The sequence below is a fragment of the Streptomyces sp. NPDC002463 genome (genome assembly GCF_042889835.1).
Lineage (GTDB): Bacteria > Actinomycetota > Actinomycetes > Streptomycetales > Streptomycetaceae > Streptomyces > Streptomyces nymphaeiformis.
In genome coordinates this window covers 13,564-27,605 of record NZ_JBIARL010000014.1, presented here as the reverse complement: position 1 = coordinate 27,605, position 14,042 = coordinate 13,564, and the positions used below count along the sequence as shown (strand labels likewise).

The window sequence follows — 14,042 nt, the reverse complement described above, 5'->3', positions numbered from 1 at the left end:
CCCGGTTGCCAGCGCATTAACGGGGCGAGGCGCAGGACCCTACGCGCTCTGCGCCGCCCGCTGCCGGCGCCGTGCCGACGCGATCGCCCGGTTCGTCTCGCGCGTGTCCTGCTTCTCCCGCAGGGTCTGGCGCTTGTCGTACTCCTTCTTGCCCTTGGCCAGCGCGATCTCGCACTTCACCCGGCCGTTCAGGAAGTACAGCGAGAGGGGCACGATCGTGTGACCCGTCTCCTGCGACTTCGACTCCAGCTTGTCGATCTCGGCCCGGTGCAGCAGCAGCTTCCGCTTCCGCTTCGCGTGGTGGTTGGTCCAGCTGCCCTGCATGTACTCGGGCACGTGGATGTTGTGCAGCCACGCCTCGTGGCCGTCGATCTGGACGAAGCCGTCGACCAGCGAGGCCCGGCCCATGCGCAGCGACTTCACCTCGGTGCCCATGAGCACCACACCGCACTCGTAGGTGTCGATGATGTGGTAGTCGTGCCGCGCCTTCTTGTTCTGCGCGATGAGCTTGCGCTCAGGCGCCTTGTCCGATGCCTTCTTCGCAGGCTTGCCCTGCACGTTCACGAGTCCCTTTGCCATAGTGCGGCCATTTTCGCACTACGAGCCCCCTCCGAGGCCACTCAATACCGTTCTCGCCCGCTCCTCGGCCCCGTCCTCCGCCGCCAGGTCCGGCGTGATGCCGCGGCCGTCGACGGCGTGCCCCGCGGGGGTGCGGTAGTGGCCGACGGTCAGCTCGGCGACGGAGCCGTCGGGCAGCGCGCTCGGCATCTGGACCGAGCCCTTGCCGAAGGTCCGCGAACCGACGGTGACCGCCCGGCCCCGGTCCTGGAGGGCGCCGGTGAGCAGCTCGGCCGCGCTCATCGTGCCCCCGTCGATCAGCGCCACCAGGGGCCGGCCGGTGTCCCCGCCGCCCTCCGCGTACACGGCCCGCTGCTCGCCCTCCACGTCGTACGTGGCGACGAGCCCGCCGTCGAGGAAGGCGGAGGCGGCGACGGCGGCCTCCGCGACCAGGCCGCCCGAGTTGCCCCGCAGGTCCAGGAGGACTCCGGCGCCGGCCGGGGCGGCCCGCACCGCGTCACGCACGCGCGTGCCGGCGCCCTTGGTGAAGGCGGCGACCCGGATCAGCACGGCCCCGTCGTCGAGGCGACGGACGGTGACCGGGTCCGTCGCGAGCCGGGCCCTGCGCAGCGGCTGCGTCCAGGCGGCCCGGCCGCGCTCGACGCCCAGGACGACGGACGAGCCGGGAACGCCGTCACCGCGCAGCAGCGAGACCACCTCGGAGACGGAGAGCCCGTCGACCGGCCGCCCGTCGACGGAGACGAGCCGGTCACCGACCCGCAGCCCCGCCTTGCCGGCGGGCCCGCCGGCCTGCACCCGCGTCACCCGCACCCCGCTCGCGCCGAGGCGCCCCGCGGACAGACCGACCCCGGTGTAGGCACCGCCGAGGGCCTGCTCGAACTCGGCGTACTCCTTCTTGTCGTACACCGCGCCCCACCGGTCGCCACTGCGGCTGACGAACTCCTCGGCGGCCTTCTTCCCCGACTTCCCGTCGGCCATGGCCGCGGCGGCGGCCTGCGCGAGAGCGGCACTGTCGACGGTCGCCCCATCCACCGCACGAACCGGCGCCGCCCGCCTCTCCCCCACGGGGTCCTGCCGGGGCAGCGACCCGGTGGCGGCAGCGGCGGCGAGAACCCCGGTGAACACCAACGTCAGAACGGCCCCACGGACGACTCCGCGGGGCCGGATACAGAGATCGCCACCGCCGGCCGGCATGGCGCCCACTCTAGGACAAGACAATGGCGCCGCACGGGCTTTGGCCGTACGACGCCATCCGTTGTCACAGGTGTCTTGTCACACCTTCAGGTACTTGCGCAGCGCGATGAAGGCGGCCACGGCCGGCATGAGGAGGCCGATGGCGATCACCAGGGGGAGCTTCGCGAGGACCGCGTCCCAGCCGATGAAGTTGACCAGCTGCATCTTGTCGGCGAGCGCGATGCCGTGGTCGATCAGGAAGTACCGGCCGACGAGCAGCAGCACGCAGGCGACGCCGCCGCCGAGGAGGCCGGCGAAGGCGGCCTCCATGATGAACGGCATCTGGATGTAGAAGCTGGACGCTCCGACGAGCCGCATGATGCCGGTCTCGCGGCGTCGGCTGAAGGCCGAGACGCGGACGGTGTTGACGATCAGCATGAGCGCGATGACCAGCATCAGGCCCATGACGCCGAGCGCGGCGATGTTCATGCCGTTCATCAGGTCGAACAGGTTCTGCAGGATGTTCCGCTGGTCCTGGACCGACTCGACGCCGTCCCGGCCGGCGAAGGCCGTGGCGACGACCTTGTACTTCTCCGGGTCCTTGAGCTTGACCCGGATCGACTCCTGCATCTGGTCCGGCGTCACCACGGAGGCGATGGCGGTGTCGCCGTACTGCTGCTTGTAGTGGGCGAACGCCTCGTCGGCCGTCTCGTGATGGACGGACTCGACGATGTCCATCTTCTTCAGATCGGCCTCGATCTGCTCCCACTGCTGGCGGGTGACGGCACCCTTGGCGCACTTGGCCGCCGTGGCCGCGTCCGCCTTGTTGCAGAGGAAGATGGAGACGTTGACCTTGTCGTACCAGTAGTCCTTCATCGTGCTGACCTGCTCGCGCATGAGCAGGGCGCCACCGAAGAGGGCGAGGGACAGGGCGACGGAGACGATCACGGCGAAGGTCATCGTCAGGTTGCGACGGAGACCGACACCGATCTCCGAGAGCACGAACTGGGCGCGCATGGTGTTCTGGATCCCCCGCCGTCAGTGCTGGTAGCCGTAGACGCCGCGCGCCTGGTCACGGACGAGGCGGCCCTTTTCGAGCTCGATGACGCGCTTGCGCATCTGGTCGACGATGTTCTGGTCGTGGGTCGCCATGACGACGGTGGTCCCTGTCCTGTTGATCCGGTCGAGCAGCTTCATGATGCCGACGGAGGTCTGCGGGTCGAGGTTGCCGGTGGGCTCGTCGGCGATCAGCAGCATCGGCCGGTTGACGAAGGCCCGGGCGATGGCGACGCGCTGCTGCTCACCGCCGGAGAGCTCGCCCGGCATCCGGTCCTCCTTGCCGCCGAGTCCGACCAGGTCGAGCACCTGCGGCACGGCCTTGCGGATCTCGCCGCGCGGCTTGCCGATGACCTCCTGCGCGAAGGCCACGTTCTCGGCGACGGTCTTGTTCGGCAGCAGGCGGAAGTCCTGGAAGACGGTGCCCAGCTGGCGCCGCATCTGCGGCACCTTCCAGTTGGAGAGCCTGGCCAGGTCCTTGCCGAGGACGTGCACCTGGCCCTGGCTGGCACGCTCCTCACGCAGGAGCAGTCGCAGGAAAGTCGACTTTCCGGAGCCGGAGGAACCGACGAGGAAGACGAACTCCCCCTTCTCGATCTCCAGGGAGACATCCCGGAGCGCGGGGCGGCTCTGCTTCGGATAGGACTTGGAGACGTTGTCGAATCGGATCACGGATGCACCACGGTCGGCCGGGAGTAGGTGTGCGTGACCTTACGCGACCGGGCACGGCCCGCGCAGTCGCGGTCCTGGCTTGCGCGGTTTATCCTTTTCGCCCTTCCGGACGGAAGCCGGGCGAACCGGTGGGGCGCGCCGAAACGCCGCAGAGCTGGCACAGTGGTAGGGGGAACGTCCGGACCCCTCCGGACGTTGTCCTGGTGTGTACCCCAGTGCGGGAGGAGGAGAGCGCATGACCTACGACCGACTGGTGTGCGCCAACTGCGCGGCCCCGGTCGCCGAGGGCCGCTGCCCCGTCTGCCGCGCGAACCGGGAGCGCCTGACCCCTCAGGGACTGTCGCCCGCGATGCTGCTGACGCTGGCGGTCGCGCTGCTCGCGGCGATCGCCCTGCTCGCCGCGATCCAGGCGGCCTGACGGAGGGCGCGAGCGGCGCCCACGAGCCGGAACCATGACGAAGGGCCGGGGAGTCGACTCCCCGGCCCTTCGTCATGCGTCACGCGCCTCAGACGGCGGCGCGACCGCCGCCCACGAGACGCGGCAGCATACGGAAGCCGATGCCGCCGGCGATCATGGTCGCGGCGCCGATGATCAGGAACGAGGTCTCGGCCGCACCGGTCTCGGCGAGCTCCTCCTTCGCGTCACCCTGCTGCACCGGCTGCGAGCCGCCCTGGTTCGGGTCGGTGTTGTTCGGGGTGTCCACGCACTCGGCGCCGTCGAGGTCGACGGTGCAGGTGCCGGCGCCACCGTCGGTGGTCGAGCTGCCACCGGTGGTGGAGGTGGAACCGCTGGTCGAGGACCCGTTCCCGCTGGTGCCGTTGGAGCCGCTGCTGCTCGTGCTGGTGCCGGTCGACCCGTTGGAGCCGTCGGTGCCGTTCGAGCCGTTCGAGCCATTGGACCCGTTGGAGCCGTTCGACCCGTTGGAGCCGTTGGAGCCGTTGGAGCCGGTGGAGCTGTCGGAGCCGTTGGAGCCGTCGGTACCGTTGGAACCGGTGGAGCCGTCGGTACCGGTCGTACCCGTGGTACCGGTGGAGCCGTCCGTACCCGTCGAGCCCGTGGAACCGTCGGTACCGGTCGAGCCCGTGGAGCCGTCCGTACCCGTCGTGCCCGTGGTACCGGTGGAGCCGTCCGTGCCCGTCGAGCCCGTGGAGCCGTCCGTACCGGTCGTACCCGTGGTACCGGTGGAACCGTCCGTACCCGTCGAGCCCGTGGAACCGTCGGTACCGGTCGAGCCCGTGGAGCCGTCCGTACCCGTCGTACCCGTGGTACCGGTGGAGCCGTCCGTACCCGTCGAGCCCGTGGAGCCGTCCGTACCGGTCGTACCCGTGGTACCCGTGGTGTCCTGGCCACCGGAGATCTGGCCGAGGATCGCGTTGCCGCCGTCGTCTTCGCCCTCGGACTGGATACCGAGACCCGCGTCCTGGGTCTGGTTGGTGTCGGTTCCGAACCCGCCGACGGCCTGCGCGGCACCGGCCGCCGTCAGGGACGCACCGGCGATGATCACGGCACTGGCCGCGACCCGCACCAGGCGGACTCGCGTCTTGTTGGTCATCTGGCTGCTACCCCCAGTAGCTCATCTCGTCATGGGGCAGCGCTCGGGCCCGCGCGGCAAGGGCGACGGAATCACTGGACCGGCCCCCGTTCACACGCGTCCCAGGAAAGCGCATGCCAGTACGCCACCCTTCCGAGTTTCCGATGAAGCGTCAAGGTCGTTGCGCGTGCGATGCCCGAAAGATCACCAGGTGACCGACATGCGACGATGCAACTGTGACGTAAACCCGGAACTCCGGGCCCGGCAGCGGTAGTTCCCTTGTCGACAAAGCGCCCCGACAGCACCGCTTCCGCTTGCGTCAGCGAATCCGCGGACGGCCACGGAACGGGACCGGGCCCCGCACCGAAAGGTGCGGGGCCCGGTCCCGTACGAGCGAGGGGCTTACTTCTCCGACTGCTTGCGCCAGCGGATGCCCGCCTCCAGGAAGCCGTCGATCTCGCCGTCCAGGACGGACTGCGGGTTGCCGACCTCGAACTCCGTACGGAGGTCCTTGACCATCTGGTACGGGTGGAGCACGTACGAACGCATCTGGTTGCCCCAGGAGCTGCCGCTGTCCTTGAGGGCGTCCATCTTGGCCCGCTCCTCCTGGCGCTGGCGCTCGAGGAGCTTGGCCTGGAGGACGTTCATGGCGCTCGCCTTGTTCTGGATCTGGGAGCGCTCGTTCTGGCAGGAGACGACGATGCCGGTCGGAAGGTGCGTGATGCGCACGGCCGAGTCGGTCGTGTTGACGCCCTGGCCGCCGGGGCCCGAGGCGCGGTACACGTCGACGCGCAGGTCCGACTCCTCGATCTCGACGTGGTCCGAGGACTCGACGACCGGCAGGACCTCGACGCCGGCGAAGGAGGTCTGGCGGCGGCCCTGGTTGTCGAAGGGCGAGATGCGGACGAGCCGGTGGGTGCCCTGCTCGACGGAGAGCGTGCCGTAGGCGTACGGGGCCTTCACGACGAAGGTGGTGGACTTGATGCCCGCCTCTTCCGCGTACGAGGTCTCGTAGATCTCCGTCGGGTAGCCGTGGCGCTCCGCCCAGCGCAGGTACATGCGCTGGAGCCGCTCGGCGAAGTCGGAGGCGTCGACGCCGCCGGCCTCGGCCCGGATGTTGACCAGGGCCTCGCGCTCGTCGTACTCGCCGGAGAGGAGGGTGCGGACCTCCATCTCGTCGAGGGCCTTGCGGACGGAGACCAGCTCCGTCTCGGCCTCGGCGAGGGTGTCCGGGTCGTCCATCTCCTCGGCGAGCTCGAAGAGCACCCCGAGGTCGTCGATCCGGCCGCGCAGGGTCTCGGCCTTGCGGACCTCGGCCTGGAGGTGCGAAAGCTTGCTCGTGATCTTCTGCGCCGCCTCCGGGTCGTCCCACAGGGACGGGGCCGCGGCCTGCTCTTCGAGCACGGCGATGTCGGCCCTCAGCTTCTCGAGGTCCAGGACGGCCTCGATCGACCCCATGGTCGAGGAGAGGGACTTCAGCTCTTCGGATACATCGACGACTGCCACGCGTCCAGCGTAACGGCTCCGGGCCTGGAGCCGAACCTACGGCTGGGAGGACTGCTTGGAGTCCTGCGGCGGAGCGTCCCCGTCGCCGGAGGCCGCCAGGTAGCCGCCGGTGCCGAGCGCGCCCGCGATCACGACGGCCGCGACGGCGAGGGTGATCCGTCTCTTGCGGACCGCCCCGGCCTTGTGGCGGGCCGAGCCGGGGCGGCGGGCGCCGGCGGGCCGCGGGGCGCGGGCGGTGCCGAGGGGGCCCCCGGAGAGCTCGTCGGGGGCCGGGACCCGCATGGAGGTGTGGGTGTCGCGGTTGGAGTCGGCGGAGGCGCCGGGGACGAGCGGGACGGCGGCGCGGCGGGGGCCGGGCTCGCCCGCGCCCGTGCTGGTGGAGTAGGTGTCCTCTTCGTACGGCTCCGGGGCCGGCTCGGCGTCGGGCTCGTCGACGTCCAGCGGCGGGATGCCCTTGAGCAGCGGCAGGACGTCCGCGAGGCGGGCGGCGAGCTCGGAGGCGCGCAGCCGGGAGGCGGGGGCCTTGGCGAGGCACTGGACGATCAGCTGCCACAGCTCCTCGGGGATGCCGGGGAGCGGGACGACGGTCTCGGTGACGTGGCGGCGCAGGACCGCGCCGGGGTGGCCGCCGCCGAACGGGGTGAAGCCGGCGAGCAGCTCGTACAGGACGGTCGCGAGGGCGTAGATGTCGACGGCGGCGCGCGGCGGGAGGCCTTCGACGATCTCGGGGGCGAGGTAGTCGGGGGTGCCGATGATCCGGGTGGCCTTGGTGCGGCCGGGGGTGTCGATCAGCTTGGCGACGCCGAAGTCGGTGAGGAGGGCGGGGTGGGCGCCGCCGGGGCCGAGCGGGCCCTCCATGTCGAGCAGGATGTTCTCCGGCTTGACGTCCCGGTGGACGATCCCGGCCTTGTGGGCGACGGCGAGGGCCTCGGCGACGTCCTTGACGATCGCGACGGCGGCCTCGGGCGCGAGGCGCCGCTCCCGGTCGAGCCGGGTGCGCAGGTCGGTGCCGCGGACGAGGTCCATGACGAGGGCGAGGTCGTTGCCGTCGACGACGAGGTCGCGGACCTTGACCACGCGGGGGTGGTCGAGGCCGAGGAGCGCGGTCCGCTCCTGGACGAAGCGGCCGACGAGCTCCTGGTCGGACGCCAGGTCCTCGCGCAGCAGTTTGACGGCGACGGGCCCCTCGGGTCCCTCGCCGAGCCACACCGTTCCGGCGCTGCCCCGCCCGAGGATCTGGTGGGCGGTGTAGCGGCTGCCGATGTTCCGTGCCAAGACTGCTCCCTCAGCGGCTGCGGTTCTCGACAAAGCTACGCGTCCACGGCCGCCGGTCTCGACCTCCGAGGGGAAATCACCCCTCGGAAGTCGACAAATCGGCAGTGTTACTGCCCCGTACCGCCGGTAGTACCCCCGGAACCGGTGGAATCGAAGATCGAGGAGAACCAGTCGGTGACCGTCGAGATGCCGTCGCCGATGGCCTCCCAGTAGCCCTTGCCCTGGGCGACCCAGTCCTGGAGCGGGGTGAGCTCCCAGACGAGCCAGCCGGCGACCACGAACAGGACGATCATGATCAGGCAGCCCTTGAGGCAGCCGAGACCGGGGATGTGCACCGGGTTCGCGCTGCGCTGGCGCGGCGGGCGCGGCTCGCGGGGCGCGGGGGCCTGGGGCGGCGGCTGCGGCGGCGTGTACTGCTGCTGGGGCGGGGCGGCGTACTGCTGCGGCGGGGGCGGGGGTGCGTACTGCTGCGGCTGCTGCTGGTACGGCTGGGGCGCGCGCTGCGGGGCCGGGCGCTGCTGCTGGTACGGCGGGGGCGGCTGCTGCCCGTGCTGCTGCCCGTACGGACCGGGCTGCTGGGGCTGCTGCGGCCGGCGCTGCGGGCGGCGGCGCAGCGGGTCGTCGCTCGGGTCCAGGTACTGCACCTGGGTCTGCTCGTTGCGGTCGCGGACCTGCCGCAGCTGGCTCTGCCAGGGGTGCGGGTCCTCCGCCGGAGGGCCCTGCGGTACGGGGGGCATGACGGCCGTCGGGTCGGCGGCGTCCGCGGGGCCGCTGGTCGGCATGACGCTGGTCGCGGCGGCGGGGTCGTACTGCGGGGGCATCCCGGCGGCGGCCGCGGCCCCGGCGGCGCCGGTGGGCAGCACCTGGGTGGGGTCGGCGGCGCCCGGGGTCTGCGTCTCCGGGGTCCCCGGGACCGGCGCGGGCGCCGGGTCGGGGGCGAGGAGCGCGCCGACGCCCTCCGCGGCCTCGATCTGGGCGGGCGTGGCGTGCACGCCGATGCCGGCGGCGACCGCGCGCAGGCCGCGGGCGAGGTTCACGGCGCTCGGCCGCTGGTCGGGGTTCTTGCTGAGGCAGCGCTCTATGACCGTCCACAGCGGTCCGGGCACCGTCGAGGGGCGGCGGGGCTCCTCGCTGAGGTGCCGGTGGAGGACCTCGAGGGCGGTGCCGCCCGCGAACGGAGGCCGGCCGGTGACCAGCTCGTAGAGGAGGATGCCCGCGCCGTAGATGTCGACGGCGGAGGTCTGCGGGCGGCCCTCGGCGGACTCCGGCGCCACGTACGCGGGCGTGCCGACGAACTCGTGGGTGCGGGTCAGGCCCGGGGAGTCGGCGAGGCGCGCGATGCCGAAGTCGGTCAGCATCGGGTGCATCTGGCCGCCCTGCTCGGCGAGCAGGACGTTGGCCGGCTTGAGGTCGCGGTGGACGACGCCGTCGGCGTGGCTGGCGGCGAGCGCGTCGGCGATCTGGGCGGTGAGGAGCGCGGCGGCGACCGGGGTGAGCGGGCCGCTCTCCCGGATGTACCGGTGCAGGTCGGGGCCCTCGACGAGGTCCATGACGAGCGCGAGGACATCGCCCTCGACGACCAGGTCGCGGGTGCGCACGATGTTCGGGTGGGTGAGCCGGAGCAGCACGGACCGCTCGCGCAGGAAGCGCATCACGATGTCCGCGTCGTTGGCCAGCTCCTCCTTGAGGACCTTGATCGCGACGGTCTCGCCGGGCTCGCCGGGCACGGCCGCCTCGGCGCCCGCCGTCTCCCGCTGGCGGGCTCGCCAGACGGTGCCCGTGGCGCCGCGGCCGAGCGGCTCCTCGAGCAGGTACTTGCTGCCGATAGGCCGCACGTCACGCGCTCCCTGCTGATCGTGGTCCTGGGGTGTTTCCCGATGTGTCCCCGGGGTCCCTGTCCTCTGTTGTGACCCGTCCGGGCGTCCGACCCACTTTAGTGCCGCCGAACGGGTCACAGACCGGTCGCCCACAGGCCGATTCCGCTGCGGTGTCCGGTGCTCGCCGGGGGCCCGTCGCGGGGCCGGGGCGAACGGAACTTGTCCGGAAGAAGACGCTCCAGGGCGGGCGACGGTTGCCAGGCATGCTCCGAAGGCATGCCCAACCAGGCTATTTCCCGTCCTCGGCCGACCATTCAAGATCACTTGTGGCCGACCCGCGGGCGTGTTGTCGGTGGCAGGTGCGAGGATGCCTACAGCACGTCGCATCGACGGGGTCGGGAGCCCCCGCGCCGTGCCGACCTGTACCGGGCGATGCGTCCGTGCCGGGTGGGGGGAGACACAGGGCGGTTCCCCCCTGCCGAGCCGGCTCGCGCAGAAGGGACCGCTGACGGCGATGCAGATCCGGCTGACCGTCCTCGCGCCGTACGCCGGCCACGGCGCCGGGCGCGCCTGCGACGTGCTCGTCACGGCCCCCGCCGGGACGGCCCTGGCCGCCGTGGCCTCGAACCTCGCCGCCGCCGTCACCGGCCCCGAGACCTCCGCCTCGGGCAGCACCGTGCTCTACGCGGGCGCGGAGCGGCTCGACGGCCGGCGCTGCGTCCTCGGCGAGCCGCCGCTCGTCGACGGCGCGGTGCTCTCCCTCCAGGTCCCCGGCCCGGACGACCGGGCCGACGAGACGGCCTCCGCCCGACTGCACGTGGTCGCCGGGCCGGACGCGGGCGGGGTGCACCTGCTGCACGGCGGAGCGATCAGAATCGGCCGTTCCGTCGACGCGGACGTGCCGCTGGACGACCCGGACGTCTCCCGCTCCCACTGCACGGTGACCGTCGGCGAGGACGGCCGGGTCACGGTCTGCGACCGCGGCTCCACGAACGGCACGACGCTCGACGGCGCCCCCGTCGGCGACCGCCCGGTCCCGCTCCGGCCGGGCGCGCTGCTGCGCCTCGGCGAGTCCGCCCTGCGCCTGACGGGCGCCGCCGGTACGGACGCGCTGGCGACCGCCCCGGACGGCGAGGGCCACCTGCGCGTCGCCCACGAGACGGACCGGGGGGCGCCCTCGGACGACACCACGCACGGCGGGGCGCGCGGCATCGCGTTCGGCGAGGTCCACGACGGGGGCCACGCGCACGCGGGGGACGCGCTCGACGGCCACGGCGGGGCCGAGCCGCACGGCAGGACCCGGCAGACCGACCCGGCCGCCGCACCCACGCCTCCCGCCAAGCGCGGGCTCGGCGCGTGGGCCCGGCGCCTCGCGGGCGGCCGCGAGGAGCTCCCGGCCCCCGCCGCCGGCCACCACCCCTCCCCCGACACGCACGCCGGCACCCGCCCCGGCCCCGGCGTGCGGGCCGGCGCCCCCGTCCCCGCACCCGTCGCCGACACCTGGCCCGACCCGGCCACCGTCCTCCTCACCGCCCTCGGCCCCGGCCCCCGGCTCTGGGAGCGGGCCCAGGACCACCCCGAGTCCCTCGTCGTCCGCCTCGGCACGACGGACCGCGCCGAGCTCTCCGGCGTCCCCGTCACCGTCGGCCTGCGCGAGGCCGGCTCCCTGGGCCTCGCGGGCCCCGGCGACCGGCTCACCGGGCTCGCGCGCTCGGTCGTGGCCCAGCTCGCCGCCCTGCACTCCCCCTCCGACCTGGAGATCGTGCTCATCAGCGCCGACCGGAACCGCTCCCTGGAGGAGCGGCGCCGGGCCTGGGGCTGGCTCGGCTGGCTCCCGCACGTCCGGCCCGCCCACGGCCAGGACTGCCGGCTCCTCCTGGCGTACGACCGCGAGCAGGCCCAGGCCCGTACGGCCGAGCTGACCCGGCGGCTCGACGACGGCCCGCTGGGCCCCGGCTGGCCCAGCGCCGACCGCGCCTCCGTCGCCGAGGCCGCCGCCCGCCACGACGGGCCGGCGACCGTCGTCATCGTCGACGGCGACCCCGGCTCCGCGGCCCTGCGCGAGACGGTCGCGCGGCTCGCGGGCGTCGGCGCGGCGGCCGGCATCCACCTCCTGTGCCTCGCCGAGGCGCCGTCCGCCACCCCGGACTCGCCGGTCGCCGCCACGTACGAGGCGGCGTGCGCCGCGTCCCTCGCCTTCCGCGAGTGCGGGGCCGCCGCGCTCCTGAGCGGCGATGTGGCGACGGCGCTGCGGCTGCTGCGTACATCCGGCGGGCGGCTCGCGGGCCACGGCACGGTCGGCGTGGTGGACGCGGTCTCCGTCGCCTGGGCCGAACGGTTCGGCCGGGCCCTCGCCCCGCTGCGCCCCGAGACGGCCGCGGCGCCGGGTGCCCGGGCCGCCGCGCTGCCGCCGTCGGCCCGCCTCCTCGACGAGCTCGGGCTCGCCCGGGCCACGCCCGCCTCCCTCATGGCCCGCTGGGCCTCCGCCGCGGACGGCACCGCCGTCCTGGGCGCCGGCCCGCGCGGACCGCTCGCCGTGGACCTCACCAAGGAGGGCCCGCACCTCCTGATCGAGGGCCCGGCCGGCAGCGGACGCACGGAACTGCTCCGCTCGATCGCAGCCTCGCTCGCGGCGGGCGGCCGCCCGGACCGCCTCGGCCTGCTCCTCGTGGACGGCGCGGGCGGCGAGCGCGGCGAAGGACTCGCGGTCTGTACGGAACTGCCGCACGTCACCGAGCACCTGGTCGCCTCGGACCCGGTACGGATGCGGGAGTTCGCGCAGGCGCTCGGCGCCGAGCTGAAGCGCCGGGCGGAGCTCCTGGGCGACGGCCACTTCGCGGACCGCCGGGGGGTGGCGCGCGCCGCCGACCGGATGATCGGGCAGCGCGCCCCGAGCGCGGCGGAATCCGTGCCGCAGGGCGCCCGCGCGACCGTCCGCCTCCCGGACACCGGCGACCTCACGGACCGCCCGAGCGGCCGCACCCTCCGCACGGGCGCGGGCGAGACGCAGGGCCGCGTGCCCTACCCCGGCGCGGACGACGTCACCGGCCGTACGAGCGGCCGCATCCCCCACCCGAGCAGCGAGGACATCACGGGACGGCCCAGCGGACGGGTCCCGTACCCCGGCGCGGACGACGTCACGGGCCGACCCAGCGGACGGGTGCCCTACCCGGGCGCGGACGACGTCACCGGACGTGCGAGCGGCCGCATCCCCCACCCCGGCAGCGAGGACCTCACGGGACGGCCCAGCGGACGGGTCCCGTACCCCGGCGGCGAGGACCTCAGCAGCCGCGCCGGCGGGCGCGTGCCCCGGGCCGGTGATCTGGCCGACCGGCCCAGCGGGCGCGTCTCCCGCACCGGGGACGGCGCGCTCGACGAGCGTCCCAGCGCGCGGGCGCGGTCCGGCGGGGACGCCTTCCTGGCCGACACGCCCAGTGGGCGTCTGCCGCGCCGGGAGGGCGGGGCGCTCGACGACCGCCCGAGCAGCCGCACCCTCCGCACGGGCGACGGCGACCTCACCGACCACCCGAGCGCCCGCACCCGCCGCGCGGGGGCCGACGACGTGACCGGCCGGGCGAGCGGACGCCTCCCGTACCCCGGCGCGGACGACGTCACGGGCCGACCCAGCGGACGCGTGCCCTACCCCGGCGCGGACGACGTCACCGGCCGTACGAGCGGCCGCATCCCCCACCCCGGCAGCGAGGACATCACCGGACGGGCCGGCGGACGCATCCCGCACCCCGGCGCCGAGGACCTCACCGGCCGCGCCGGCGGACGCGTCCCCGAGGAGTCCGTCGCGCGGATTCCTCGGCCCGCCTCCGGGGAGCAGGCTTCCGCGCGGGCCGGTGGTGTGGGGCAGTTGCCTCGGCTCGTCGTGCTCGTCGACGACTACGACGCCCTGGTCGCGCCCGCGCTCGGCGCCCCCGGGCGGCCCGCCGCCGGGTCCGTCGTGCGGGCCCTGGAGGCCGTCGCGCGGAACGGGGAGCGGCTCGGGGTGCACCTCGTGGCGACCTCGTCGCGCCCGGACCGCACCTCCGACACGGAGCTGGCCCACGGCGCCCGGCTGCGGATCGTGCTCGACGCGCCCCCGGTCGCGGCGGGCCCGGACGTGCCGGCGGCCGGGCGGGGCCGTCTCGGGCATCCCGACGGCCGGGTGACCCCGTTCCAGGCGGGCCGCGTCACGGGCCGGATCCCCCGGACGGCGACGCTCCGCCCGACGGTCGTCCCGCTGGAGTGGGAGCGGATGGGCGACCCGCCCACCCGGCGCCCGGTCCGCGAGCTGGGCAACGGCCCGACGGACCTGGCCCTCCTGGCGAGCGCCCTCGACCGTGCGGCGCGCTCGGTCGAGGCGACACCCGTGGCCCCGCTGACCCCCACCCCGCACGCCTGACGACACGTCACAAGGGCATCACGATCCCCCACTTGAAGCCGA

General features: G+C 74.0%; 10 protein-coding genes. 2 read left to right on the top strand and 8 right to left on the bottom strand.

The genetic code is table 11. The features are described 5' to 3' along the window. Positions 1-39: 39 nt before the first annotated feature. The 4 genes from smpB to ftsE form a co-directional block, all read right to left on the bottom strand. Positions 40-579 (bottom strand): SsrA-binding protein SmpB, encoded by a 540-nt coding sequence (smpB, locus tag ACFYX3_RS26675; protein ID WP_221517614.1) that lies wholly within the window; start codon positions 577-579, stop codon positions 40-42. 18 nt (positions 580-597) lie between these two features. Beyond that, positions 598-1,773 (bottom strand): S41 family peptidase, encoded by a 1,176-nt coding sequence (locus ACFYX3_RS26670; protein WP_389018167.1) that lies wholly within the window; start codon positions 1,771-1,773, stop codon positions 598-600. Between the two features lie 78 nt (positions 1,774-1,851). Further along, positions 1,852-2,769 (bottom strand): permease-like cell division protein FtsX, encoded by a 918-nt coding sequence (gene ftsX / locus ACFYX3_RS26665; protein WP_389018164.1) that lies wholly within the window; start codon positions 2,767-2,769, stop codon positions 1,852-1,854. 21 nt (positions 2,770-2,790) lie between these two features. Beyond that, positions 2,791-3,480: a cell division ATP-binding protein FtsE gene (gene ftsE / locus ACFYX3_RS26660; RefSeq protein ID WP_030692056.1), complete on the bottom strand. Its 690-nt coding sequence runs from the start codon at positions 3,478-3,480 to the stop codon at positions 2,791-2,793. Between the two features lie 235 nt (positions 3,481-3,715). On the opposite strand from ftsE, the gene ACFYX3_RS26655 reads away from it, so the two are divergent. Further along, positions 3,716-3,898 carry a hypothetical protein gene (locus ACFYX3_RS26655; protein WP_116160717.1) on the top strand — a complete coding sequence of 61 codons (183 nt, stop codon included), beginning with the start codon at positions 3,716-3,718 and terminating at the stop codon, positions 3,896-3,898. A gap of 88 nt (positions 3,899-3,986) precedes the next feature. Here ACFYX3_RS26655 and ACFYX3_RS26650 read toward each other — a convergent pair whose 3' ends face one another. The 4 genes from ACFYX3_RS26650 to ACFYX3_RS26635 all read right to left on the bottom strand — a co-directional run bounded on the left by ACFYX3_RS26650 (position 3,987) and on the right by ACFYX3_RS26635 (position 9,628). Further along, complete coding sequence (locus tag ACFYX3_RS26650; protein ID WP_389018160.1) at positions 3,987-5,033, bottom strand: hypothetical protein; 1,047 nt, start codon at positions 5,031-5,033, stop codon at positions 3,987-3,989. Positions 5,034-5,414: 381 nt separating this feature from the next. Continuing rightward, positions 5,415-6,518, bottom strand: coding sequence for a peptide chain release factor 2 (gene prfB / locus ACFYX3_RS26645; RefSeq protein WP_385660750.1), 1,104 nt, complete (start codon positions 6,516-6,518; stop codon positions 5,415-5,417). 36 nt (positions 6,519-6,554) lie between these two features. Then, complete coding sequence (locus ACFYX3_RS26640; RefSeq protein ID WP_389018156.1) at positions 6,555-7,793, bottom strand: protein kinase; 1,239 nt, start codon at positions 7,791-7,793, stop codon at positions 6,555-6,557. Between the two features lie 107 nt (positions 7,794-7,900). Continuing rightward, the gene (locus ACFYX3_RS26635; RefSeq protein ID WP_389018153.1) at positions 7,901-9,628 is read right to left on the bottom strand and encodes a serine/threonine-protein kinase; all 1,728 of its coding nucleotides are present in this window, start codon (positions 9,626-9,628) and stop codon (positions 7,901-7,903) included. A gap of 496 nt (positions 9,629-10,124) precedes the next feature. Between ACFYX3_RS26635 and ACFYX3_RS26630 the strand changes: the two genes are divergently transcribed. Further along, complete coding sequence (locus tag ACFYX3_RS26630) at positions 10,125-14,000, top strand: FHA domain-containing protein (protein ID WP_389018150.1); 3,876 nt, start codon at positions 10,125-10,127, stop codon at positions 13,998-14,000. The last annotated feature ends 42 nt before the right edge of the window (positions 14,001-14,042 follow it).